This is a genomic window from Nocardia sp. NPDC003482 (genome assembly GCF_053588115.1).
This window is the reverse complement of sequence record NZ_JBSFPI010000005.1, coordinates 183634-206441: the sequence shown is the minus strand read 5'-3', so window position 1 is coordinate 206441 and position 22808 is coordinate 183634. Positions and strand designations below refer to the sequence as shown.

23 protein-coding genes and 1 pseudogene are annotated in these 22808 nt (G+C 71.0%); 7 read left to right on the top strand and 17 right to left on the bottom strand.

Annotated elements, in window-relative coordinates; translation table 11 throughout:
* Window position 1 precedes the first annotated feature (1 nt).
* The 8 genes from ACWDSJ_RS10090 to ACWDSJ_RS10055 form a co-directional block, all read right to left on the bottom strand.
* Window positions 2-712 (bottom strand): hypothetical protein, encoded by a 711-nt coding sequence (locus ACWDSJ_RS10090; protein ID WP_450030779.1) that lies wholly within the window; start codon window positions 710-712, stop codon window positions 2-4.
* A 70-nt stretch (window positions 713-782) separates the two neighbouring features.
* Window positions 783-1448, bottom strand: a complete 666-nt coding sequence (locus tag ACWDSJ_RS10085) for an FMN reductase (protein WP_450030777.1) — start codon at window positions 1446-1448, stop codon at window positions 783-785.
* An 8-nt stretch (window positions 1449-1456) separates the two neighbouring features.
* Window positions 1457-2590, bottom strand: coding sequence for an LLM class flavin-dependent oxidoreductase (locus ACWDSJ_RS10080; RefSeq protein ID WP_450030775.1), 1134 nt, complete (start codon window positions 2588-2590; stop codon window positions 1457-1459).
* A gap of 54 nt (window positions 2591-2644) precedes the next feature.
* The gene (locus tag ACWDSJ_RS10075; protein WP_450030773.1) at window positions 2645-3583 is read right to left on the bottom strand and encodes a phytoene/squalene synthase family protein; all 939 of its coding nucleotides are present in this window, start codon (window positions 3581-3583) and stop codon (window positions 2645-2647) included.
* A complete protein-coding gene (crtI, locus tag ACWDSJ_RS10070; protein WP_450030771.1) occupies window positions 3570-5102 on the bottom strand; it encodes a phytoene desaturase family protein in 1533 nt (510 codons plus the stop codon). Before crtI ends, ACWDSJ_RS10075 begins: the two co-directional genes overlap by 14 nt.
* A gap of 10 nt (window positions 5103-5112) precedes the next feature.
* A complete protein-coding gene (locus ACWDSJ_RS10065) occupies window positions 5113-6210 on the bottom strand; it encodes a polyprenyl synthetase family protein (protein ID WP_450030769.1) in 1098 nt (365 codons plus the stop codon).
* Window positions 6211-6511: 301 nt separating this feature from the next.
* Complete coding sequence (locus tag ACWDSJ_RS10060) at window positions 6512-7246, bottom strand: alpha/beta fold hydrolase (protein WP_450030767.1); 735 nt, start codon at window positions 7244-7246, stop codon at window positions 6512-6514.
* A 31-nt stretch (window positions 7247-7277) separates the two neighbouring features.
* Window positions 7278-8495, bottom strand: coding sequence for an oxygenase MpaB family protein (locus ACWDSJ_RS10055; protein WP_450030765.1), 1218 nt, complete (start codon window positions 8493-8495; stop codon window positions 7278-7280).
* Between the two features lie 136 nt (window positions 8496-8631).
* On the opposite strand from ACWDSJ_RS10055, the gene ACWDSJ_RS10050 reads away from it, so the two are divergent.
* From ACWDSJ_RS10050 to ACWDSJ_RS10040, 3 genes are read left to right on the top strand one after another with little or no spacing between them, the layout of a single operon-like run.
* Complete coding sequence (locus ACWDSJ_RS10050; RefSeq protein WP_387364861.1) at window positions 8632-9309, top strand: TetR/AcrR family transcriptional regulator; 678 nt, start codon at window positions 8632-8634, stop codon at window positions 9307-9309.
* Between the two features lie 60 nt (window positions 9310-9369).
* Window positions 9370-10173, top strand: coding sequence for an IclR family transcriptional regulator (locus ACWDSJ_RS10045; RefSeq protein WP_387364864.1), 804 nt, complete (start codon window positions 9370-9372; stop codon window positions 10171-10173).
* A 25-nt stretch (window positions 10174-10198) separates the two neighbouring features.
* Window positions 10199-10795 (top strand): TetR family transcriptional regulator, encoded by a 597-nt coding sequence (locus ACWDSJ_RS10040; RefSeq protein ID WP_450030763.1) that lies wholly within the window; start codon window positions 10199-10201, stop codon window positions 10793-10795.
* A gap of 1 nt (window position 10796) precedes the next feature.
* Here the strand turns inward: ACWDSJ_RS10040 and ACWDSJ_RS10035 are convergent, their stop codons facing one another.
* Window positions 10797-10988, bottom strand: coding sequence for a hypothetical protein (locus tag ACWDSJ_RS10035; protein ID WP_450030761.1), 192 nt, complete (start codon window positions 10986-10988; stop codon window positions 10797-10799).
* A gap of 236 nt (window positions 10989-11224) precedes the next feature.
* On the opposite strand from ACWDSJ_RS10035, the gene ACWDSJ_RS10030 reads away from it, so the two are divergent.
* Together ACWDSJ_RS10030 and ACWDSJ_RS10025 are read left to right on the top strand one after the other, a co-directional pair.
* Window positions 11225-12607: a cation:proton antiporter domain-containing protein gene (locus ACWDSJ_RS10030; RefSeq protein WP_450030759.1), complete on the top strand. Its 1383-nt coding sequence runs from the start codon at window positions 11225-11227 to the stop codon at window positions 12605-12607.
* Between the two features lie 63 nt (window positions 12608-12670).
* Window positions 12671-12796 carry a hypothetical protein gene (locus ACWDSJ_RS10025; protein WP_387364885.1) on the top strand — a complete coding sequence of 42 codons (126 nt, stop codon included), beginning with the start codon at window positions 12671-12673 and terminating at the stop codon, window positions 12794-12796.
* Here ACWDSJ_RS10025 and ACWDSJ_RS10020 read toward each other — a convergent pair.
* From ACWDSJ_RS10020 to ACWDSJ_RS10010, 3 genes are all read right to left on the bottom strand, one after another.
* Window positions 12784-13677, bottom strand: a complete 894-nt coding sequence (locus ACWDSJ_RS10020) for an alpha/beta fold hydrolase (RefSeq protein WP_450030756.1) — start codon at window positions 13675-13677, stop codon at window positions 12784-12786. The two genes, ACWDSJ_RS10025 and ACWDSJ_RS10020, sit on opposite strands and share 13 nt — an antisense overlap.
* Complete coding sequence (locus ACWDSJ_RS10015) at window positions 13677-15422, bottom strand: N-acyl-D-amino-acid deacylase family protein (protein ID WP_450030754.1); 1746 nt, start codon at window positions 15420-15422, stop codon at window positions 13677-13679. Before ACWDSJ_RS10015 ends, ACWDSJ_RS10020 begins: the two co-directional genes overlap by 1 nt.
* A 113-nt stretch (window positions 15423-15535) precedes the next feature.
* Window positions 15536-16141, bottom strand: coding sequence for an SRPBCC family protein (locus tag ACWDSJ_RS10010; RefSeq protein WP_450030752.1), 606 nt, complete (start codon window positions 16139-16141; stop codon window positions 15536-15538).
* A gap of 108 nt (window positions 16142-16249) precedes the next feature.
* On the opposite strand from ACWDSJ_RS10010, the gene ACWDSJ_RS10005 reads away from it, so the two are divergent.
* Entirely contained in the window at window positions 16250-16870 is a 621-nt protein-coding gene (locus tag ACWDSJ_RS10005) for a TetR/AcrR family transcriptional regulator (RefSeq protein WP_450030750.1), read from the top strand.
* A 3-nt stretch (window positions 16871-16873) separates the two neighbouring features.
* On the opposite strand, the pseudogene ACWDSJ_RS10000 reads toward ACWDSJ_RS10005, so the two are convergent.
* Window positions 16874-17963: pseudogene (locus ACWDSJ_RS10000) on the bottom strand (PQQ-dependent sugar dehydrogenase).
* A 280-nt stretch (window positions 17964-18243) separates the two neighbouring features.
* Here ACWDSJ_RS10000 and ACWDSJ_RS09995 point away from each other — a divergent pair.
* The gene (locus ACWDSJ_RS09995) at window positions 18244-18501 is read left to right on the top strand and encodes a hypothetical protein (RefSeq protein ID WP_450030749.1); all 258 of its coding nucleotides are present in this window, start codon (window positions 18244-18246) and stop codon (window positions 18499-18501) included.
* 40 nt (window positions 18502-18541) lie between these two features.
* Here the strand turns inward: ACWDSJ_RS09995 and ACWDSJ_RS09990 are convergent, their stop codons facing one another.
* Genes ACWDSJ_RS09990 through ACWDSJ_RS09975 form a run of 4 tightly spaced genes read right to left on the bottom strand, consistent with a single transcriptional unit; the run spans window position 18542 to window position 22807 of the window.
* Window positions 18542-19540: a ketopantoate reductase family protein gene (locus tag ACWDSJ_RS09990; RefSeq protein ID WP_450030747.1), complete on the bottom strand. Its 999-nt coding sequence runs from the start codon at window positions 19538-19540 to the stop codon at window positions 18542-18544.
* A complete protein-coding gene (locus ACWDSJ_RS09985) occupies window positions 19537-20283 on the bottom strand; it encodes a DUF1684 domain-containing protein (protein WP_450030745.1) in 747 nt (248 codons plus the stop codon). The genes ACWDSJ_RS09990 and ACWDSJ_RS09985 overlap by 4 nt, the downstream gene beginning before the upstream one ends.
* Window positions 20280-21923 (bottom strand): dipeptide ABC transporter ATP-binding protein, encoded by a 1644-nt coding sequence (locus tag ACWDSJ_RS09980; RefSeq protein ID WP_450030743.1) that lies wholly within the window; start codon window positions 21921-21923, stop codon window positions 20280-20282. Before ACWDSJ_RS09980 ends, ACWDSJ_RS09985 begins: the two co-directional genes overlap by 4 nt.
* Entirely contained in the window at window positions 21920-22807 is an 888-nt protein-coding gene (locus tag ACWDSJ_RS09975) for an ABC transporter permease (protein WP_450030741.1), read from the bottom strand. The genes ACWDSJ_RS09980 and ACWDSJ_RS09975 overlap by 4 nt, the downstream gene beginning before the upstream one ends.
* Window position 22808 lies beyond the last annotated feature (1 nt).

Here is a 22808-nt window from a genome sequence, read left to right as displayed (position 1 = left end):
GTCAGCTGGTCAGGGTGTCGAGGGCGGCCGGAAGGAACAGGTCCCGGATCCGGTCCCACGGCAGCAGCACCGACTGGTAGTCCCCGGCGGCGTGGGAGACCGGGAAGTACACCCGCAGCCCGTCGGGCGAGGGGACCCAGGCCGCGAAGGTGTCGGCCGTGGCGAGTGGCGGATCCAGGGGTGGGTCGTTGGCCGGGACCAGGCCGGGTGCGAGGGACGCGAGGGTGGGCCAGGCGGCGTCGGGGTCGCGCAGGGTGGCGGGCAGCAGGATCGGGCGCGCGGCGTCGTCGATGACGATCGTGCCGACCTGGACGACCGGATGCGGGCCGCCGAAGGTTCGCGAGGTGATCAGCACGCCCGCCACGACGTGCTCGCCGATACGGGTGACTCGGCTGGATTCGCCTCCGCCGGAGGGTAATTCGCCGTCGCCGAGGCGGCCGTCCAGATCCCGCGCCGCGTCGGCGAGCGAGGCGCGCATCCCGGCGTTGAACCGGTCCCGGACCGCGGGGTCGCCGCCCGCGAGTTGCGGGAGGGTCGCCTCGATCTCGGTCGGGCCGGTCCGCTCGCGCACCGGGATCGAGGTCGCGGTGTATCGGGAACCGTTGTCGCGCACCGATTCCGTGCTCGCCGAGGGGGCCGGGTGCTCGTCGGCCCCGCAGGCCGACAACAACAGGACACCGGTCAGCAGACCGGCTCGAAGGAGTGTGCGCATCGCCCTTTTCCCGTGCCGCGGGGCGTTCGCCCTCGAAATGCTCTCCCGGGAACGATACGCGCGGGCGCGGTCAGGCGGCAGGGGATTGATCCCCCGCGTGCCCGGCCAGCAGTTCGCTGAACGGCGTCACCGCGCCCAGCTCGTTGCCGGAACTGCGCCGCCGGGGCGACACGTCCTGGGCGAATCCCGCGACGGCATCCGGCGCGGCGACGACCAGGGCCGCGAATTCGCCTGCCGCCCTGCGGATCCGGTCGCTCAGCCCGGCCGACCCGAAATCCTCGGTGGCCGCGAACACTCCGGTGGGCACGACCACCGCGCGCAGATAGGTGAACAGCGGCCGCATGGCGTAGTCGAGCATGAGCGAATGCCGCGCGGTGCCCGCCGTGGCGGCGACGAGCACCGGCATACCGTTGAGGGCGTCGGGGTCGAGGACGTCGACGAACATCTTGAACAGCCCGCTGTAGCTGGTGGCGAACACGGGCGTGACCGCGATGATCCCGTCGGCGGCGGAGACGCGCTCGCGCGCCGCCGCCACGGCGGGCGTGGGCAGCCCGCCCGTGGTCATGGTGGTGGCGAGATCGCCTGCCAGCTCCCGCAATTCGATGACCTCGACGGTCACGCTCTCGCCGCGCCCGCCGACGGCCGCGGTGACGGCCCCGGCCAGCTGGTCGGCGAGCAGCCGGGTGGACGAGGGCTGCGACAGCCCGGCGGTGATCACGACGATGTCGCGAGACATGCTGTGCCTCAATTCTTCTCGGCGACCAGCCGGTCGCGGGCGGGCTCCACCAGGTGGTGCGGCGAGTCCGGTCCGGCCGCGACCAGGCTGGCGTGGGTGGGCGGATCGCTGGGCACGTGCGCGGGGCGGCGCAGCTCGAACTCCTTGCGCAGCACGGGAACCACGTCCCGGCCGAGGATCTCGATCTGCTCCAGCACCACCTCGAGCGGCAGTCCGGCGTGATCCATCAGGAACAGCTGCCGCTGGTAGTCGCCCACATTGTCGGCGAAGCCGAGGGTGCGTTCGATCACCTGCTCGGGCGTGCCCACGGTCAGCGGGGTGAGTTCGGTGAACTCCTCGAGCGAGGGCCCGTGCCCGTACACCGGCGCGTTGTCGAAGTAGGGCCGGAAGAACCGCTTGGCCGCGGCCTCGGTCTCGGCCATGAAGACCTGACCGCCCAGCCCGACGATGGCCTGATCGGCCGAACCGTGCCCGTAGTGTTCGAAGCGCCGCCGATACAGCCGGACCATCTGCGCGGTGTGCTCGGCGTTCCAGAAGATGTTGTTGTGGAAGAAGCCGTCGCCGTAGTACGCGGCCTGTTCGGCGATCTCCGGGGAGCGGATCGAGCCGTGCCACACGAACGGCGGGGTGCCGTCCAGCGGCGCGGGCGTGGAGGTGTAGCCCTGCAACGGCGTGCGGAACCGGCCCTCCCAGTCGACCACCGGCTCGCGCCACAGCTTGCGCAGCAGGTGGTAGTTCTCCACCGCGAGCGGGATGCCGTCGCGGATGTCCTTGCCGAACCACGGGTACACCGGTCCGGTGTTGCCGCGGCCCATCATCAGATCAACCCGGCCGCCGGACACGTGCTGCAACATGGCGAAGTCCTCGGCGATCTTCACCGGATCGTTGGTGGTGATCAGCGTGGTGGCCGTCGACAGCAGCAGCCGCTCGGTGCGGGCGGCGAGATAGCCGAGCAGGGTCGTGGGCGAGGACGGGACGAACGGCGGATTGTGATGCTCACCGGTCGCGAACACGTCGAGCCCGGCCTCCTCGGCCTTCGCGCCGATCGCGAGCATCGCCCGGATGCGCTCGGCCTCGCTGGGCGCGCGGCCGGTGGTGGGGTCGGCGGTGACGTCACCGACGCTGAAGATTCCGAACTGCACGGCTCCTCCTGGCTCCCAATTTGGTGGACATGGCAACCAAGAGAACCGGAGGGCCTACGCGGATATTCCGGCCCGGGCGCGCCGGGCGCGGAGCAGCGCGGGCACGGCCACCGCCACCTTGCGCGTGGTGGCGACCGCGGCCCGGCCCGCGAAGACGTTGTGATCCATGGCCTCGATGCGGTCGAGGATCTCCGCGTACAGCGTGAACGCCGTCGCCACGCACGGCCGCGATTCGGGCCGGAGCATGGCGACGCCGGGCGCGGCGGTCCGGTAGACCGCGCGGGTGCGGGCGATCTGGTCGGCGAGCGCGGCCCGCACCGGGGGATCCACCGTGCGCCGGGCGCGGCACCAGGCCAGCCGGTCGCGGTCGACGCCGAAGGCGGCGAGTTCGTCGGCGGGCAGGTAGACGCGCCCGCGGTCGAGATCCTCGGCGATATCGCGCAGGAAGTTGGTGAGCTGGAAGGCGTCGCCGAGGGCGGCCGCGCGGGGTGCGGCCTCGGCCGGATCGGTCACCGTGCCGAGCACCGGCAGCAGTTGCAGCCCGATCACCCGGGCCGATCCGTGGGTGTAGCGCAGCAGGTCGGCGCGGGTCGGGTAGTCGCGGACGGTGAGATCCATGCGCATGGACGCCAGGAACGCCGAGAAGAGGGCGGGGTCGATGGCGTGGCGCCGCGCGGTGTCCGCGACGGCCGCGACCACCGGGATCGAGCTCGTGCCGGTGGCGAGCCCGGCGGCGAGGTCCGCCTCCGCCGCATCGATCCCGGCGAGGACGCGCTCGGGTGTCGCTTCCGCGTCCGGCACGTCGACCAGATCGTCGACGTACCGGGCGAACCCGTAGAGGGCGTGCACGGCGGGCCGCCGGTCCGGCGGCAGCAGCCGGGTGGCGAGGAAGTAGGTGCGGCCGTGCGCGGCGTTCAGCTCCCGGCACCGCGAATAGGCTTGTCGCAGCGCGGGTTCGGTGATTCCGGCGGCATCGAGTTCACGCCGCGTCACGGTCGGCTCCCCTCGTGCGGACGCGGGCGCTCGCGCGCACCGCGCCGGTGACGCGGTCGGCGGCCAACCGGCCGGAGATGAGCGCGGTGGGGACGCCGACCCCGGGAACCGTCCCCGATCCGGCGAGCACGACATTGTCGACGAAGCGCGGCAGGTTGCCCGGCCGGAACGGTCCGGTCTGGGCGAAGGTGTGGGCGTAGCTGAACGGGGTGCCCGCCGTCATCCCCGCTCGCGCCCAGTCGGCGGGCGTGAACGTGGCGAGGATCTCCGCCGAATCGGCCAGGCCCGGCGACACCCGCGCGGCGGCGATCGAAAGCACCTGGCGCAGGTAGCGTTCGCCGTCGGCGTCCCAATCCAGGCCGGGGGCCGCCGCGAGATTCGGTACCGGCGCCAGCACCGAGAGCAGATCGCGGCCCGGCGGGGCGAGGGTCGGGTCGCTGGCGGTGGGCCGGGTGATCAGCAGCGAGGGGTCGCTCATCGTGCGGCCCTCGGTGATGAGTTCGTCGAAGGTGCGCCGCCAGGCCGCGCCGAAACCGATGGTGTGATGGGCGATGTCGGCTCCGGCGGGCACGCCGACGTGCACGATGGCCGCCGAGGGCGCGGCGCGCAGGGGCACCGGCCGCCGGGGCGCCGCGCCCAGCCAGTCGTAGGTGGTGTGCGGTTCGGCCGTGGAAACGATTGCGTCGCAGGCGATTCGGTCGCCGTCCTCGGTGATGACGGCGGTGACGCGCGCGCCGCGCCGTTCCAGCCCGGCGACCCGCGTGTCGTAGCGCAGCGTCACCCCGGCGTCGGCGGCGGACGCCGCGAGCGCGTCGGGCACCGCCCGCACTCCCCCGCGCGGGAAGTACACCCCGGCCACGGTGTCCATGTAGGCGATGACCGCGTAGACCGCGAGCGCGCGCCGCGGCGCGACCCCGGCGTAGAGGGATTGGAAGCTGAACACCCGCCGCAACCGCTCGTCGCGCAGGAAGTGCCCGATGCGGGCGTCCACCGAGCGGAAGCCGCCCATGCCCGCCAGCCGGGCCAGCGCGGGGGTGAGCACCGACAGCGGCGAATCGAAGTTGGCCGCGATGAACCGGTCGTACTGGGCGTGATACAGCGCGCCGAGCCAATCCCGCAGGCGCACATAGCGTTCCGCCTCGGCCGCGCCCGCGAAGCGCCGCACCTCCTCGTACATGGCGTCGGGATCGCTGTGCACCGCCAGCCGGGAGCCGTCGGCGAACCGCGCGTCGTACACCGGGTCCAGCGGCAGCAGCTCCAGCCGGTCCTCGACGCCGTCCCCGACGGCCGCGAAGGTCTCGTCCAGGATGTCACGCATGGTCAGCACGGTCGGCCCGGTGTCGAGCCGGTACCCGCCGACGTCGAGCCGCCCGGCCCGGCCGCCCGGAGACGAATCCCGTTCCAGGACAACCACCTCCCGGTCGCGGCCCGCGAGATGCAACGCCGCCGCCAGTCCCGCCAGACCCGCTCCGATCACCACCACGCGATCGGTTCCGCCACGCACGGTGCGCATGATCATGCCTCCAATCTCAGCGCGCCCGGTCGGCGCAGGAACGGGCGAGGTGCACGAGAACGGCGCGGGCCTCCGGCGCCATCTCGGCGGCGGTCAGGGCCTCGACGCCCTCACCCAGCCGCTGGTCGATCAATCGTTCGGCGCGGGCGCGCGCGCCGGACTCCGCCACGATGTCCACGTAGCGCTCGATATCGTTGTCGCTCAAGGTGGTTCGCGCGTCCAGCCGCCGCAGTTCCCGTCGCGCCGGGGCGTGTTCGCGGGCCAGCAGCAGCACCGAGGTGGCCTTGCGGGCGCGGATGTCGTCGCCGACGGGCTTCCCGGTCGCGGCCGGATCGCCGAAGACGCCCAGCAGATCGTCGCGCAGCTGGAACGCCTCGCCGATCGCGGTGCCGTAGCGGCCCAGCGCCGCGATCACCCCCGGCGAGGCCCCGGCCAGTTCGGCGCCCAGCTCCAGCGGCCCGCGCACGGTGTAGTTGCCCGACTTGGCCCGCGCGACGGCCAGCACCTCCGCCAGCGCGGGACGCCGCCGGGACTCGTTGAGCAGATCGCGGAACTGGCCCACCGCCAGCTCGCTACGGAGCGCGTCGTAGCGGCGCGACGCGCGGGCCAGCGCGCCCGGATCGGCCCCGCACTCGCGCAGCATCTGTTCGGCCCAGACCAGGCACAGATCCGCCGCCAGGATCGCCGCCGACTCCCCGAACCGCCGCGCCGAGCCCGAAAGTCCCTGCCGCGCATGCCATCGCGCGAAGGCCGTGTGCGCCGCGGGGGCGCCGCGCCGCAGCGGCGACTCGTCCATCACGTCGTCCTGCATGAGCGCGAAGCAGTGCAGCAACTCCAGGCTGCCCGCGGCCCGATGCGTCGCACCGGTCTCCGGCGCGGCCGTCGACCAGCCCGCCGCGAGGAACGCCGACCGCAGGTACTTCCCGCCCCGGACGAACTCGGTGATCACCTCGCCCAGCACCGCCGTCCCGTCCGCCCCGAGATGTTCCCGGCAGCGCGCGGCCACGAACTCGCGCACGGCCCGCTCGACCTCGCCCCGCACCCGCTCACACCACTGGGCCGGATCCTCGGCGAGCACCGCCGCACCCACGCGCACATCGCATCGTATGGTCATCGTTTTCTCACACCGCCCTGATCGGAGGACGGCCGAGGCGACCGGAGGCTCCGGCCGCCTCGGCGCTGGGGCAACTCACCGCGGTAGGGCGTTGTCCAGCAGGTAGTACAGCTGGACCAGCGGATCGTGCACCACTCGGAACAGCATCTCGAATGCCTCGCGCATGACGATTACCTCCATCGGTTCGGTGTCTCGTACTCGCAGACTACCCAATAATCGATGCAAAAACGATGCATATTTCAGGCCGCGGTCCGATGCGTCCTTCTCTGGGACGGCGAGCGCCGGGCTCGGATGCGCTGAGTTATCGGTGATTCGCGGCGAGGAATTCCGCGAGCGTGTCCGCGAAACCCGGTGCGGCCGCGACGAAATGGCCCGCGCCCGGGGCGACGATCCGGCGCGCCCCGAGCGCGTCGGCGAGCCGATCGCAGATCAGCTCCAGCCCGGCCAGGTGGTCGCCCGAGGCGACCATGGCGGGGATCCCGGCCGCGCGGATCGCGCCGAGGTCCGGTCGGGCACCGCCGGGCAGCCGGGCCCGCCACGCGCGGTGCACGGCCGCGGTGGTGGCGTCGCTCGCGCCGTCGGGAGCGCCTGCGAGAGCGAGGAATTCGCGCAGCATCGCCGGATCGGCGTCGGGCCCGCGGGTGAGCACCTCGTCGCCCAGCCGCTTCAGGCGGATCACCCCGGGATCGTCGGGGGCGAGGAAGTACAGCGGCGTTTCGATGATGGTCACCGACCGGACGGCGTCGGGGCATCGGGCCGCCGCCAGCAGCACTCCGAAACCGCCGTAGGAATGCGCGACCACATGTGGCCGCCGCTCGGCGAAGACCTCGATCAGATCGTCGGCGTCGACATCGAAGTCCTGGCGTCCGTCCGGCGGGGGCGGACTGGCCCCGAACCCCCGCCGGTACACGTGCAGCAGGGTCCATCGCGCCGCGAGCGACTCCAGCCCCGCCCAGGTCGACCGCGGTCCGGCGCCGCCGTGCACCAGCACGACGGCGGGACCGCCGCCTCGTTCGTCCATCGCGAGAGTTCCCACGAGAACGATTGTGCCGCAACGCGGTATCGGATCACCGATTCGTCAGCGGGATCTCGATACTGATGGGCATCTGGAGTTCCGAGACGTACCACAGCACGAACTGACGCAGGAACTCGTCGAACATCCAGGCGGCGTCCGCGGTCGGCGGGACGACGCCCTGCACGCCCTCCTTGACCGCGACGAAGGGCGGCCAACCGAAGCGCAGCAACGGATCCCACACCGGTTCCCGCGCGATGTAGAGCCAGTCGGCGATCCGATCGCCCAGGATGAACCGGGTGAACGCGCCCAGGATCGGCTTGCTGAGCAGCGTCAGATCCAGATTCACGCCGAGATCGAGCAGCTTGTGGGCGAGATCGATGCCCTCGGGCGTCGGCGCCAGGATCGGATCGAGCACCTGCTTCGCCTGCGCGTCGGCCTGCTCCCACGAGTTGGGGATGTACTCGTCGTGGATGCCGAGCAGATGCGCGGCGAGCTGCCAGCTGTGCAGATAGCCCTCCGACTCGGGCGTGGGGATCTGGAGGTTCCACGCGCGGAACGTGCGCATGATGGTGGTGGCCAGGCTGTGCCAGGTGACCATCTGATCGTCCTGGCTGATGGGCCGCTCGCCCTCGGGCCAGTGCGGGGACCTCGGCAGCAGATGCCGCACGGCGGCGTGGATGATGCGCGTCTTGACGCACGTCACGATCATCTGCCCGTCGGGCGCGTAGGCGTTGACGGTGCCGATGTCGTAGCCGAGCTTGGCGGTCTTGGCGATGCGATCCTTGAGATGCGAGCCGCCGCGCGAGTAGTACACCACCCGCGCCTCGTGCGGAATGACCGTGGACATCATGCCGCTGGCGAACGCGTAGAGCACGCCGAGATAGGTGCCGCGCTTCTTGGTGAAGTCGAACGAGGCGGCGAGTTTGCCCTGATCGGCCCACGACGGCAGCTGTCGCGCCGATTCGATGAAGTCGCGCAGATTCGCGGGCAGCCCGTCCGGGAGCGGCTGGCCGTTGGTGGTCCACTCCTTCAGGAGTCTGTTGACCTGTGGCACGTCCGCGTTGTCGATCACGTCCGCGACGACCGTGTCGGCCTGGTCGTCCCACACGGTCAACGGATCGGCGCCCGCGCCGCTGCCGACGATCGAATCGGCCGGTGACCACGTCCAGGGTTCCGCCCTCGCCGTGCGCGCACCCAGAGCCAGCACACCGGCGGCTCCCAAGAAGCCTCCGCCTGCCCGCAACGCGTCCCGTCTGCTGAGCCCACTCATGCTATCGTCCCTCTTCATCGAGTAGAGATACAGAGATACAGATTTAGTATCTCCGTATCTTGATAACATCACAGCGTGACCGTGATCACAACCTGTTGAGAATATTTCCGGAGAAACGACCGCTCGGGAGGAAAATGTGAAGCTCGGTCCCTCGGTGCCCGAGCAGGCGACCGACACCGCCTCACTGCTGGACCGCGCCTACTCGGCCGCCCTGGATCGAGCCGACGAGGGGGACGAGATTCGCGCCCGCGTCCTGGACGCCGCGTGCGAGCAGTTCGGCGAGGTGGGCGTGCGGCGTTCGACGATGGACGATGTGGCCAAGCGCGCCAACGTCTCCCGCATCACGGTCTATCGGCGCTTCGCGACCAAGGACGTGCTGATCGAACAGGTCGTGCTCCGCGAATTCCGCCGCTATTTCGACCAGTTCCTGACCGATATCCGAGACGCCCGCACCGCCGCCGATCGGGTGGTCACGGGTTTCGTCAGCGCCCTGCGCGCCACGCGCGGCAATCCCATCATCGGCGGGTTGCTCGCCGCCGAACCGGAGATGCTCGTCGGTTCGCTGATCGGCGACCAGGGCCGCGGCGTGGCAATGGTGCGCCGATTCGTCGCGGGCCAGTTGCGCCGCGAACAGGCCGCCGGGCACATCGCGCCGGAGGTCGACGCGGAGATGGTGGCGGAGTTGATGGTTCGCGTCTCCGCCTCCTTCCTGGCCATTCCCAGCCACATCCTCGACCTCGACGACGATCGCCAGGTCGCGGAGCTCGCCCGGCGCTATCTGGTGCCGATGCTCGAACCGCGGCGTGACGGTTGACCGCCGGGCGCATCCTGCTACCCTCGAACTAGAATCAATTTCAGTTTGAGAGGTGTGGCGATGACCTCGGTGCTGGGTGCGGAAGCCGACGTCGCGGTCCCGAAGCCCACGGGATCGCAGTCCATGGTCGAGCGGATCACGTTGATCATGGAGGCGTTCGGCCAGCCACGAACCGTGCGGACGCTCGAGCAGGTGGCGCGGTCGAGCGGGCTGCCGCGGTCGACCACCTACCGGATCCTGGAACAGCTGTCGGCCCTGCACTGGGTCGAGCGGGTGGGCGCGGGATTCCGGCTCGGGTCGCGCGCGCTGGGACTGGGCGGGCACGAACTCGACCACGGGGCGCTGCGGGCCGTGGCCGCCCCCGTGCTGCACGATCTGTCGCTGCGCACGGATCGCGTTGTGCACCTTGCGGTTCTGGACGGCACCGAGGTGCTGTACCTGGACAAGGTGGGCGGGCGCGTGGCGAACACCGTCCCCTCGCGGGTCGGCGGCCGGGCCCCGGCGCACTGCACCGCGCTCGGCAAGGCGATGCTCGCGCGGCTGGACCCCGAGCAGATCGACGGCCGCTACGCCCAGGGCGTGACCGCGCGCACCCCGCACAGCATCGGCGATCTCGATCGGCTGCACGGCGAACTCGGCCGCATCCGCGTCGACGGCGGCGTCGCCTTCGATCGCGGCGAATGCGTGGACCGGATCGCCTGCGTCGGGGTCGCGCTGCGCGGGCCGGGCGGGGTGGCGGGCGCGATCTCGGTGGTCGGCGAGTCGCCGTCGATGCTGAAACGCTTGGTGCCGTTGGTGATTCGGGCGGCGGGCGTGATCGGCGAGGGCCTGCTCGACCGGCGGCGCGCGGCCGCGGCCCGGTGATCGGACAGGCACCCCGTTGGCACGCGTGACCGCCAAGCGCCCACCCGCAGCTCCCATCTCCGAGCGCCAGGTGGCGCGCCGGGAACGAATCCTCGACGCCGCGGCCGAATTCGGCGCGTCCACCGAATTCGACCGCTTGCAGATGACCGATATCGCCAAGGCCGCCGACGTGGCCATCGCCACGCTGTACCGCTACTTCCCCTCCAAGACCCACCTGTTCGCGGCGCTGTTCGACAATCGCATCGCCCGCTTCGTCGACCAGGAGTGGGCGGTGACCGACCGCGGACCGATCAGCGACATCGGCTCGAACCTCGCCGCGCTCAACCGCTCGCTGCTGCGCGAACCCCGCCTGTGCTCGGCCATGCTGCGCGCCACCGCCGCCGGATACATGAAAGACCTTCCTGCCGAAACCCTTTGGCCTGGTTCAGAAACCGCGCTCACCCGGGCCATCCTCGACACCCTCGAGATCGCCGACGAGAGCGTCATCGCCCTGCTGGTCTACAGCTGGTGGGGCATCCTCGCCTCCAGCCTGAGCCGCCGCATCTCCCCCGAACGCGCCGAACACGACCTGCGGCTGGCGGCCACCCTCATCCTGGCCGGACACGAACCCGAACACCCCTGACTCAGGCCACCCCCAACTCCCGCGCCACCCGCGCCCGCACCCGCCCCTTCAACCCCTGAATCGCCTCCCGCGGCGACTCCCCCCGGCACGTCAACTCGGGAAAGCTGTGGTTGTACGCGATGAACGCCCCCTCCCCCGGCACCCACCGCACCCCGAACACCACCCGCTGCACCACCCGCTCGACGGCATCCATCCCAACCTCCGGTTTTGCCCGCTCGCCCCCATCGTGGCGCGCCGGGTGGGGGGTGACCAGGGGCTAAATACCCTGTTGGTCACAACCGCGTCCGCATGACTGTCTCGAGGGTGGGTCGGCCCGAACTGCCCGCGAGTACCAACCGCCCTGTCCGCCTTCCGGTTTCGTCGCAGAGCGGGGCGCGCTATGGTGGCAGAACCGGCATTCCGGACGGACGCGCTGATCAGGGGGTACCCGTGAAACGCATACCTGCTGTGTATCTGTTGCTCGTGGGGGTTCCGGCGGTGGGGGCGGTGGGGTTGCTGGGGGTGATTTCGGCGGCGGGGCCGGAAGGTGGTGGGGCGGTGGGGGTTGCGGAGAATTCCGTGTTGCGGCAGTTGCTGGTGGCGTTGACCGTGGTGGTGGGGGTGAGTGCGGTCGGGGGGATGGTTGCCGAAAAGCTCGGGCAGGCACGGGTTTTCGGGGAGTTGGTGGCGGGGTTGTTGTTGGGACCGACGGCGTTGGGGGCGGTGGCGCCGGGGGTGCAGCAGTGGTTGTTTCCGAAAAACATTCTGCCGCATCTGGATTCGATGGCTCAGCTGGGTGTGGTGTTCTTCATGTTCCTGGTGGGCATGGAGGTGTCGCACGCGCATCTGCGGGAGGTGGGGGCGCGCAGCGCGGTGATCGGGCACGCGGCGATCGCGGTGCCGTTCCTGGGGGGTGTGGCGGCGGCGTGGTGGCTGTATCACAGCTATCCGCCCGCGCATCCGGGGATTCTGCCGTTCGCGCTGTTCGCGGGACTGTCGTTCGCCATCACGGCGTTTCCGGTGCTGGCGCGCATACTCGACGAGCAGAATCTGCTGCCGACCCGGCTGGGCAATGTCGGGATCAGCGCGGCGGGCTTCTGCGATATCACGGCGTGGTGTCTGCTCGCGGTCGTGGTGACGATCGTGCATCATTCGGCGCTGCTGCCCACCCTCGGCGCGATCGGGATCGCGGCCGGGTTCACGGCCGTCATGCTGATCGTGGTGCGGCCCCTGCTCGAACGGGTGGTGGCGCGGGCCGAACGCGCCGCGACGCCGCCGATCGCGTTGTACGCCGGGCTGGTCTGCGTGGTCCTCGGTTCGGCGTTGGTCACCGAGGCCATCGGTGTGCACGCCATCTTCGGCGCGTTCCTGGCCGGGGTGGTGATGCCGCGCGGTCCGGTCCTGGTGACCGAACTCGGCACCAAGCTCGAGGGCCTCACCCTGTGGGTGCTGCTGCCGCTGTTCTTCGTCTCGGTCGGCCTGCGCACCGACATCGGCAGCATCGCCACCGTCGCGGGCGTGGCCACCTGTGCCGCGATCATCGTGATCGCGACGACCACCAAATTCCTCGGCACCGGCGCGGCCGCCCTGCTGGTCGGCGAGACACGCCGCGACGCACTGGCCCTCGCCGTCATGATGAACTGCCGCGGCCTCACCGAACTCGTGGTCCTCAACCTCGGCAAGCAACTCGGCCTGCTCAGCGACAAACTCTTCGCCATGTTCGTGATCATGGCGGTCGTCACCACCGGCATCACGGCTCCCGTGCTGCGTCGCGTCACCCGAAAGGTCCACGCGGACCAGCGGATTCCGCACGAAGCCGAATCCGCCCACTGAACCCGAGCGCGGATCGCTCCCCCGGGTACAGAATGGTCCCCTCACCCCTCCGAAGGAGACGACGTGCCCGCCCTCACCCTCACCGCCCTGCTGGGCCTGCTGACCGCCCTGCTGCTCCTGCGCGCCCTCGCCCCGGCCCGCACCCCGGCCCGGGTTCCCCACGCGCGGCGGCGAACTCAGCCCAGGTAGTCGAGGATCAGGCCGTTGACGGTGTCCGGGCACTCCAGGTGCAGGAAGTGTCCGGCCCCTTCCACCGCGACGACCACGCTGCCGTCGGGGAGCCGGTCGGCGACGGTGTCGAACAGGCCGGGCCGTAGACAACCGTCGGTGGTCCCGTACAACTGGAGGATCGGCGACCGCGGCGGCGCCATCAGGAAGCGGTCGAGTTCGCGGCTGCGCGCCGACCGGGGACCACGGCGGACCAACTGCCGGTAGTAGTCGACGATCGCGGTGCGATGGGCGGGCGTGGGGGCGGATTCGGCGAGGTGGGCCAGATCCTCGCGCGCGTCGTACCCGGGAGACCATGTGCGCCACAGGAATTCGGTCATCGGCGTGAACAGCCGCTCGGGCACGGCGGGCACCTGGTTGGCGAGGATGTACCAGCTGTTGATCGACTGGGCCAGGGTGTGCAGCAGGTGCGGGACGAGCCGGTCGCGCGTGGGCGTCAGGGTCGCCAGGGGCGGGACCGCGAGGCTGACGACGGCCCGGAACGGCGACTCCGGCATGGCCGCGATCGCGGTCGCGGTGAACGCGCCCCAGTCGTGCCCGATCACGACGGCCGAAGGGGCGCAGAGCTTTTCGGTGAGGTCGAGCGCGTCGGCGACCCGCGAACCGACCGACAGGTCGCCGTCGGCGGGGATCGTCGAGGGCGCGTAACCCCGGGAGAACGGCGCGACGGCGTAATACCCCCGCTCGGCCAGCGCGGGCCCGAGATACCGCCAACTCCACGCGGTATCGGGGTAGCCGTGCAGGCACAGCGCCAGCGGCGCGCCGCGTTCCCCCCAAGTCAGAGCGGACACGGTGACATCGGTGAGCGGAACGACGAGCTCACCCGGGGCCACACCGACCACTACGCCTCCCCCGCCCGCAGGAATCGCCCGGTCCGCTCGCGCCCGACCACCGGTTCGGCCACCCCGTACCGGAACACCGGCCGCCCGCCCACCATCACCAGCGGAACCGTCGCGTCGTTGCGGTTCACCATGCGCGACAGCCCGCCGTATTCCTCGATCGGCCGCTCGTGGTACTCGGTCAGCGAATCGTCCAGGCGTGCCGGGTCGACCACGAGCAGATCGGCCCGGTCCCCGATCCGTAGGTGCCCCGCATCGATCCCGTACCAGTCGGCGAGTTCCCCCGTGAGCCGCCGGACCACCGCCGCCACGCTCAGGAACGGCGTCCCCGCCCGCTCGGCGTCCCGAACGTGTTTGAGCAATCGCAGCCCGAAGTTGTAGAAGGACATGTTCCGCAGATGCGCCCCCGCGTCGGAGAACCCGATCTGCACCCCCGGGCAGCGCGCGAGCTTCCGCAACACCTCCGGACGATGGTTGGAAATCGTTGTGCGCCAGCGCAATTTCTCGCCGTACTCGACCACCAGATCGAGGAACGCGTCCACCGGATGCAGCCCGCCCCGCTCGTCGGCGACCCGCCCGAACGATTTGCCGATCACCGACGTGTCGGGGCATTCCACGATCTCGGCGTCGTAGAAGTCGCGATGCCAGACCCGCGGCCCGCGCGTGTCCTCGTAGTCGGCGCGGAAGCGGCGACGATAGTCGGGATCGGTCATCAGCGCGTTGCGCTCGATCTCGTCGGCGAGATGCAGCGCCGCCGCGCCCGCGCCGAACTCCTCGAACACCACCAGCGAGATGCCGTCGGCGTAGACCTCGAACGGCACGGGCAGATGCTGCCAGCGGAAGTCGCCGCCCAGCGCGTTGACCACACCCGCCAGCGGCGCCATCAGCGAGATCACGGCCGGATTGGACTTGATGTCGGCGGCCGAGAGCAGACTCGTCTTGAGCCGCCGCCGCCCGATGCCGAGCGACCCGAACACCTGCGAGCCCACCGACAGCGGGTTGGAGATGTCCGGCCCGGTCTGCAACACCCGGCGCCGGCGCCGCAGAATCGCGTTGAGCCGCCGCTTCTCTCGCGCCGGGGCGTAGGTGGAGGGCAGCGTCCGCGATCGGCAGACCTCGCCGTCGATCTTGTCGAAGAGCAACTGCTGCGACGACATCCCCAGAAAGCCCGCGTCGAGCGCGTCCTCGAGCATGCGCTCCATCCGAAGCTGTTGCGCCCGAGTCGGTTTTACATCCGGCCGGGTGGCGCGCTCCAACCCGAGCACCGCGGCGCGCAGATCGGAATGCCCGATGAGGGCCGCGATATTGGGGCCCAGCGGCCGATCCTCCAGCGCCCGCGCGTATTCGGCCGGGCCCGTCCAGGACCGGGCCGAATCCACCGCCGCCACCACGTGTTCGCGGGGAATCGCCTCCACCCGCCCGAACAGGTCGCCCGCGTCGGACCCGTCGACGTACACCGTCGACAGCGAGCACGACCCGATGAGCACCGTGGTCACCCCGTGCCGCAACGACTCCGACAGCGACGGCCGCACCAGCGCCTCGATGTCGTAGTGGGTGTGGATGTCCACCATCCCCGGCAGCACCCACTGCCCGGCGGCGTCCACGACCTCCCGCGCGTCGGTCAGCGGCACCGCGCTCAGCGCCGCGACACGCCCGTCCCGGATCCCGACGCTCCGCGCCACGGGCGGCGCACCCGTTCCGTCGTACAGCGTCCCGTTGTTGATGACGACATCGAACCCCGTGGCCATCTCGCCGCCCTTCCGTCCTACCGCACTTCGCACAGTAGGAAGAAACCGCCCGGGGCGGCGGGAATTCGGTGGATCCGCACCACTGACCGGAACAGACCCTGGCGCCCGGCGTCTCAGGCGTGTTCGGCGGCGGCGCGCAGGTCCGCGAGCCACGCCTCGAGTCCGGCCCCGAGGAACGCCGTGGAGGTCGGCACATCGGCCTCGACCTGTGCGCCGGTCCAGTTCTCCTCGGTCCGGACCAGGACGCCCTCGGCGGTCGGGGTGAAGGTCCAGACGTGGATGCCGCCGTCGATGTTCAGGCCGTCGCCGGTGGCGGGGCCGGACCAGCGCAGGCAGCGCTGCGGCTCGAGCTGCTGGACGGTGGAGGTGATGGACAGCGTGGTCGCCGGGGTTGTGGCGGTCGCCGGGGCCGGGGTGGTCCAGCGGAATCGCGAACCCGGTTGCAGCGCACCGGATTCCAGCCGCTGGGCGCTCGTGACGGGACGCTGCCAGGTCGGCCAGCGGTCGACGTCGGTTTGCAGATTCCAGATGACGTCGAGCGGGGCGTCGATCACGGCCTCGGTGCGGTAGTGGATGGGGGCGGCGGGGTCGATGCCTCGGCCCGCGCAGGTCACCGGTTGCGCAGCCGGGCCGCCCGCGGTGGCGGGGGTGGCGGTGAGAACCGTTGCGGCGAGGGCGATTCCGGCGAGGGCGATTCCGGCGAGGGCGAGGCGTTTCATCGGGACTCCTTGTTAGCTATTGTTGCTTTAGTTAGAAGCTATAACCCACTCTCGTTAGAGTCAATAGGAACAGTGATAGCCTCTAACCGACAGGGAGAGGACAGGCCGATGACGACCGCGAGGACACCCCGCGAGCGCTACCGCGAGCAGATGCGCGCGGAGATCAAACAGCACGCCCGCGATCAGATCGCGTCCTCGGGCGCGACGTCGTTGTCGCTCAACGCGATCGCCAAGCGGGTGGGCATGAGCGGGCCCGCCCTCTACCGCTACTTCGCCAGCCGGGACGAACTGATCACCGAGCTCGTGCGTGACGCGTATCGCGGCCTCGCCGACGCGGTGCGCGCGGCCTTCGATTCCGGCGCGGACGTGGCCGGTCTCGCCCACACCGTCCGCGATTGGGCGCTGCGCGACCCGCACCGCTACTTCCTGATCTACGGCACGCCCGTCCCCGGCTATCACGCTCCGCCGGACACTACCGCCATCTCCGACGAGATCATGACGGTTCTGCTCGCGGCCTACGAGCGGTTGCCCGTTCGGGCGGTCACCCCGTTCGCCGAATACCTCGGGGGCGCACCGGAATCGGCCGTCGTCCGGCACCGGGCCCTGTCGTTCTGGACGCGGGTCCACGGCGTCCTGTCCCTGGAGTTGGCGGGGCACTTCGCCGGGATGGACTTCGATCCGGCCCTGCTGTTCGACGCGGAGGTGCGGACGCTGATCGGCGAGGGGTGACCGTCAGCGCGCGGGGAAGCGGAGGACGCGGTCGTCGCCCGGCCGCGGGTCGCCGCGCCCGTCGGTGTTGGATGTCGTCACCCAGAGCGCTCCGTCGGGCGCCACGGCGACCGTGCGGAGCCGACCACGGTCGCGCAGCCGCGCCTCGGGGGTGCCGAGCGTGCCGTCCCGCAGCGGGACGACCCACAGTCGTTCGCCGCGTAATGCGGCCACGTACAAGGTGTTTCCGGCGATGGCGATTCCGGACGGCGACGCCTCCCGCGTGGTCCAGGTCAGCAGCGGATCGCGGTAACCCATTCCCTGCCCGCCCGTACCCTCGACGGTAGGCCACCCGTAGTTGCCGCCCGGCTCGATCAGGTTGATCTCGTCGAACCGGTTCTGTCCGAACTCGGCGGCGTACAGCCGACCCGCCGCGTCCCACGCCAGTCCCTGCACATTCCGGTGCCCGAGCGAGTACACCGGCGACCCCGGGGTCGGATTTCCGGGCGTGGGTCGGCCCTCGGGCGTCAATCGCAGAATCTTTCCGTTCGGACTCGCCGGATCCTGAGCCCGCGCCGACTCCCCCGCGTCCCCCCGTCCCGACGTACAGCATCCCATCGGGACCGAAGGCGATCCGGCCGCCATTGTGGTTGTCGCCCTTGGCGATTCCCGCGAACACGACCTCCGGCGACCCACCGTCGCGGAACCGCACGATCCGATTGTCCGCCTCGGCGGTGAGATACGCGTACACCCACCGATCCTCGGCATACGTCGGCGACACCGCCAACCCCAGCAACCCGCCCTCACCCCGCGCCACCACTCCCGGCACCCGGTAGAACCGCTCGCTCGGCGACCCCGGCGAAAGACGAAGCACCGCACCGGAATTCCGCTCGGCCACGAGCACCGACCCGTCCGGCACGAACGCCAACCCCCACGGCACCCGAATATCGCGCGCCCGTTCCTCGACCGGCCCGAGATCGGAATCGCTCCCTGCCGTCGTCCCGCCCGCGGCCGGTCCGCCACCCCGCTCCCCACCGCACGCCGCCGCCCCGATCAGCAGCAGCGCGACCGACAGCCGAATCCACCGGCTCCACAACCCGAGGCGCATGCCCATGCCCACCATCCTGCGTCCCACGCCCCGCTCCCGTCCGGGAAACCACCCGCGTCTCGAGAGCCCCCTGGGAAACCTCGCCGCAGGAATAAGAGCCCCCTGCCCGGGAACCGCCCGCGCCTCAAGAGCCCTCTGCCCGAGAGACCCCCGACGCAGGAATACGGGCCCCCTGCCCCGGGGACCTCGCCGGAGGGACGACCCCCTGCCCGGGAAACCCTGGCCGCAGGAATTGGGGGCGGTCTCGACTGGTCACAATCGGCGATTCGGCTGCGATGATCGGGGCATGATCATCAGGAATATCACCGCGGCCGGAATGCTCTGTGCCGCATCGCTTCTCGTCGCCGCACCGATGGCCCACGCCGACTCGGGCAGTTCCTCGCTCAGCGGCCCCTCTTCACTGAGCGGGCAGATCAATGTGGGGTGCATCGTCGCGCAGTTGGCGACACTGTCGGGCGCGCCGCCGTGGGGGGCGGACTGCTTCCCGCCGAGCATTCCGGCGAGCCGCGCCGACGACGGCGTGGGCGAGCTGGCGCTGCCCTGATCGGGCCGGTCAGGCGTTACCGCGTGCGGCGAGTGCGCGGTCAGGCGGCGGGAACGATCGACTCCAGCAGCTCCCCCAGCCCGTCCAGCTCCACCCCGGATCCGCGCCCCAGAATCCGCTGCAAGGCCGAATTCAGTGGGGCCGCAACGCCATTCAGCCGGGCCAGTAACACGATCTCGCCGTTGAGGTAGTCGACCTCGTGTCCGGCGCCGCGGGCGAAACTTTGCCAGGTCGAGGATTGGCCCGCGGTCACTCCCGCTCGGTCGCTCAGATGCTGTTGGGTGGGGTCGAGGATGAGGGCTTTGCGGTCCAAATATGCGAGACCGGCGGCGTCGAGAACCGTGCGTGCCTCGGAGATCAAGGCGGCGCTCAAGGTTTCCTTGTCGGTCGCTGGTCCGGCGAGGACGGCTACGCCGTTGGTGACGCTGATGAGGAGTTTGGTCGCCTTGTAGGGGGCGATGTCGGGGACCTCTCGGACGAGGAGGTCGAGGGCGCGCAGGTCGGCGGCGACGGGTTCGGCCAGGGATGGAGCGCGGTCGCCGGAGGCGGGGCCGATGATGACGCTGCCGAGGTGGGGGTGGCCGCCTACCCGGACCTCGCCGAGATCGGTGTAGCGGGCCGAGATCAGGAAGACCGCGCCGATGACCGTGGTGAACCAGCGGGCGGCGGAGCGTTCGGCGTCCAGGCCGTTCTGGACGGTGACGAGCGGGATCAGGTCGGCCGCCACGCCGGCCTCGGCGCCCCGCTCGTCCCGGACGGGCTGCCAGGCCAGTGCCGGGAGAACGCCGTGCAGGTCCTGGGTCTTGACCGTGACCACGAGGACGTCCCCGAGCCGCAGACCGAGGTCGCCGGACAGCGCCGCCACGGGCACCCGGATCACGCGCGAGGCGGTGTGCGTGTGATACCACAATGGTTGGCGCGCAAGGTGTTCCAGCGCCGCGCCGCGGGCCAGCAGCAGCGCGTCCTCGCCGCGTTCGGTGAGCTCCGCGGCCAGGGTCGCTCCGATCGCTCCGGCGCCCACGATCACGTACCGGGTCATCGATGCGACTCCGTCCCGCGGCGCGGCCGGGTCTCGCCCGCCCGGATCGGCACGGTCAGGCGGTTGCCCGGCGGGGGCAGCGGGCACAGATAGTGGTCGCTGAACGCGCACGGCGGCAGGTGGGCGCGATTGAAGTCGAGCTCGACATTGCCGTCCGCGTCGGGCGGGGCGACGGTCAGGAACCGGAAGCGGTCGGTCTCGACGCCGTTGGTGGCGTCGGCGAAGGTGATCTGCGCCCCGCCGTCCGGGGTCCGCGCTCCCGCCAGCACGACCGTGTCCCCGCCGAGCGAAACCCGCACGCGCGCAGCCGAATTCTCGCTCACGAACCCGTCGATGTGCGTCAGCCGCAGCGTCTCCGGATCGGTCTCGAACGTCCCCGTCAGCACCCATGCCGGGTCGGGGTCGAAGGCGTCGATGCCGAGCAGACCGGTCCGGGTCGACGCCTGCGGATCGAACACCCGCACCGCCACCCGCCCGTCGCGAATCAGCGCCCGCAGCAACAACTCTCGGTGCGGATGCGCCTCCCCAGGCGCGAGTTCGACGTGGAATCCCGGTCCGTCGCCGACGGCCCGGCCCGCGCGGGCGACCCACGTCCCGGGAATGCCGTCGACGGCCACCGGGGTGTCGTCGAGCCAATGCGTGCCGGTGAGCGCGGCCGTCCCGTGCCTGCCGGTCGCCAGTGCGACGCGTTCGGCGTGCCAGCGCTGCCAGTCGGTCAGCCAGGTTTCGACGGAGGCGGTCATGTCAGGGCCCTTTCGGTTCGGTGCGCGCGGGCGCGACGGCCGGGGACGGCCGCCAGCAGCCGCCGCGTGTGGTCGGTCGCGGGCGCGCGGAAAATGGTTGCGGTGGCGCCGGATTCGACGATCCTGCCGTGTTCGAAGACCGAGACGGTGTGCGCGATCCGGGCCACCACCGCCAGATCGTGCGAGACGAACAGATACGCCAACCCGAGCCGCTGCTGGAGGTCGGTGAGCAGGTCCAGGATCTGGTCCTGCACCGACACGTCCAGCGCCGAGACCGGTTCGTCGAGCAGCACCACCTCCGGTCGCGGGGCCAGCGCGCGGGCGATGGCCACCCGCTGCCGCTGCCCGCCGGACAGTTCGGCGGGCAACCGGTCCAGGAACGTGCGCGGCAGCGCCACCTGGTCGAGCAGTTCCGCCGCGCGCGCCCGGCGCTCGGCGCGGTCGCCGATCCCGAACGACACCAGCGGCTCGATGACGCTCTCCCGCACCGTGAATCGCGGATCCAGCGCCGCGAACGGATTCTGGTGCACCAGCTGGAACCGCCGCCGCAACGGCCGCACCCGCCGCCAGGACAACCCGGTGATGTCGGTGCCGTCGAACCGCACGGTCCCACTGGTCGGCGGGGTGAGACCCATGGCGATCCGCAACGCGGTCGTCTTCCCCGAGCCGGACTCCCCGACCACGGCGTGGGTGCGGCCCGGCGCGACCCGCAGCGACACCCGATCCACCGCCGTCACCCGTTCACCGCGCCGCCCCCGGGAGCGGAATTGCTTTGTCACGGAATCGAGTTCGAGGATCGGCCGGACCTCCTCCCCGGCATCGGGCGGCGGCTCGGAACGCGGCCGGAGCACACCGCCGTGCGCGAGTGCGGGGGCGGCGGCGATCAGCCGCCGGGTGTAGGCGTTGTCCGAATCCGCGAGAATCTCGGTGGGCGTGCCGGATTCGACGACGCGCCCCTGCCGCATCACCACGACCCGGTCGGCGCGGTCGGCGGCGACGGCGAGATCGTGGGTGATGATGAGCAGCGCGGTCCCGGTCTCGCGCACCAGCGATTCGAGGTGGTCGAGGATGCGGGCCTGCACGGTCACGTCCAGCGCGCTGGTGGGTTCGTCGGCGATGAGCAGATCCGGCTTCCCGGCCAGCGCGATCGCGATCAGCACCCGCTGGCGTTGCCCGCCCGACAGTTCGTGCGGGTACCGGTGCACTCGATGTTCCGGATCGTCGAGCCCGGCCGCGCGCAGGATGTCGAGCGTCTCCCGCGCCACATCGGGCCCGCGCACCCCGCGCAGCCGCACCGCCTCGGCCACCTGCGCGCCGATCCGCTGCGTCGGATTCAACCCGACCATCGGGTCCTGCGGGATCAGCCCGACCCGCGCGCCGCGCAGCGACCGCACGAGTTTCTCCGGGGCGCCGACGATTTCGGTTCCGTCGATCCGGATCGAACCACCCGTGACGCGTCCGTTGTCGGGCAGCAGCCCGATGATCGCGTGCGCGGTGGTGGATTTGCCCGACCCGGATTCGCCGACCAACGCGACGATCTCCCCCGCCCGCACCCGCAGATCGACCTCTGTGATCGCGGGCACGGTCGTGCCGTCGCGCAGATATCCGGCGCTCAGCCCGTCGATCTCCACGAGCGTCATCGCCGCACCTCCTGCAATGTCTTGGCGATGTGGTTGAGCGCCAACACCGTCAGCACCACCACCGCGCCGGGCAGCAGCGACACCCACGGCGCGGTCACCAGGTAGTTGCGCCCGCCCGCCACCAGCGACCCCCATTCCGCGCGCGGCGGCGCGGCCCCGAAGCCGAGGAAGCTCAGCGCGGCCACCGAGATGATCGCGGTCCCGAAGTCGAGCACCGCCAGACTCAGCACCGGCCCCCACGAATTCGGCAGGATGTGCCGCACGAGCACCCGCGGCCACGACGCGCCCCCGGCCCGCGCGGCCTCCACGTACGGCAGCGTCTTGATCCGCAGCACCTCCGCGCGGGTGGTGCGCGCGAACCCCGGGATCGTCGCGATACCGACGGCGATGGCGACCGGGACCGTGCCGAATCCGAGCGCGGTAACGATCGCCAGCGCCAGCAGCAGCCCCGGAATCGCCAGCTGCACATCGATGCCACGCATGACGACGGCGTCGACGCGGCCACCGAAGAATCCGGACACCACCCCGAACACCAGCCCCGCGCACAACGCGATGCCGATGGCCACGAGCGCGGCCTTCACCGTCAGATCCGAACCGTAGAGGGTCCGCGCCCACAGATCGCGGCCCACCTCGTCGGTGCCGAAAAGGTGTGCGGCACTGGGCTTGCGGAGGCGTTCGGCGGGCGCGGTGGCATACGGATCGCGCCCGGTGAACACCGCCGGAGCGAACGCCGCCACGATGACGAACGCCACGAACGCGCTCGCCAGCACGAAGCCCGGCCGCCGCGCGAGCCGCGCCGCCCGCGTCCCGAACCGCCGGCGCCGCACCGGCGTGTCCTCCGGCACGGCCACCACGGTCTCGGCCGCGGTCACGGTCTGCACCATC

Excerpts from the sequence above, each read along its gene's own strand:
- ACWDSJ_RS10090 (WP_450030779.1), bottom strand. The coding sequence starts at position 712 with ATGCGCACACTCCTTCGAGCCGGTCTGCTGACCGGTGTCCTGTTGTTG.
- ACWDSJ_RS10085 (WP_450030777.1), bottom strand. The coding sequence starts at position 1,448 with ATGTCTCGCGACATCGTCGTGATCACCGCCGGGCTGTCGCAGCCCTCG.
- crtI (WP_450030771.1), bottom strand. The coding sequence starts at position 5,102 with ATGATCATGCGCACCGTGCGTGGCGGAACCGATCGCGTGGTGGTGATC.
- ACWDSJ_RS10065 (WP_450030769.1), bottom strand. The coding sequence starts at position 6,210 with ATGACCATACGATGCGATGTGCGCGTGGGTGCGGCGGTGCTCGCCGAG.
- ACWDSJ_RS10055 (WP_450030765.1), bottom strand. The coding sequence starts at position 8,495 with ATGAGTGGGCTCAGCAGACGGGACGCGTTGCGGGCAGGCGGAGGCTTC.
- ACWDSJ_RS10045 (WP_387364864.1), top strand. The coding sequence starts at position 9,370 with ATGACCTCGGTGCTGGGTGCGGAAGCCGACGTCGCGGTCCCGAAGCCC.
- ACWDSJ_RS10035 (WP_450030761.1), bottom strand. The coding sequence starts at position 10,988 with ATGGATGCCGTCGAGCGGGTGGTGCAGCGGGTGGTGTTCGGGGTGCGG.
- ACWDSJ_RS10015 (WP_450030754.1), bottom strand. The coding sequence starts at position 15,422 with ATGGCCACGGGGTTCGATGTCGTCATCAACAACGGGACGCTGTACGAC.
- ACWDSJ_RS10010 (WP_450030752.1), bottom strand. The coding sequence starts at position 16,141 with ATGAAACGCCTCGCCCTCGCCGGAATCGCCCTCGCCGGAATCGCCCTC.
- ACWDSJ_RS10005 (WP_450030750.1), top strand. The coding sequence starts at position 16,250 with ATGACGACCGCGAGGACACCCCGCGAGCGCTACCGCGAGCAGATGCGC.
- ACWDSJ_RS09995 (WP_450030749.1), top strand. The coding sequence starts at position 18,244 with ATGATCATCAGGAATATCACCGCGGCCGGAATGCTCTGTGCCGCATCG.
- ACWDSJ_RS09990 (WP_450030747.1), bottom strand. The coding sequence starts at position 19,540 with ATGACCCGGTACGTGATCGTGGGCGCCGGAGCGATCGGAGCGACCCTG.
- ACWDSJ_RS09985 (WP_450030745.1), bottom strand. The coding sequence starts at position 20,283 with ATGACCGCCTCCGTCGAAACCTGGCTGACCGACTGGCAGCGCTGGCAC.
- ACWDSJ_RS09980 (WP_450030743.1), bottom strand. The coding sequence starts at position 21,923 with ATGACGCTCGTGGAGATCGACGGGCTGAGCGCCGGATATCTGCGCGAC.
- ACWDSJ_RS09975 (WP_450030741.1), bottom strand. The coding sequence starts at position 22,807 with ATGGTGCAGACCGTGACCGCGGCCGAGACCGTGGTGGCCGTGCCGGAG.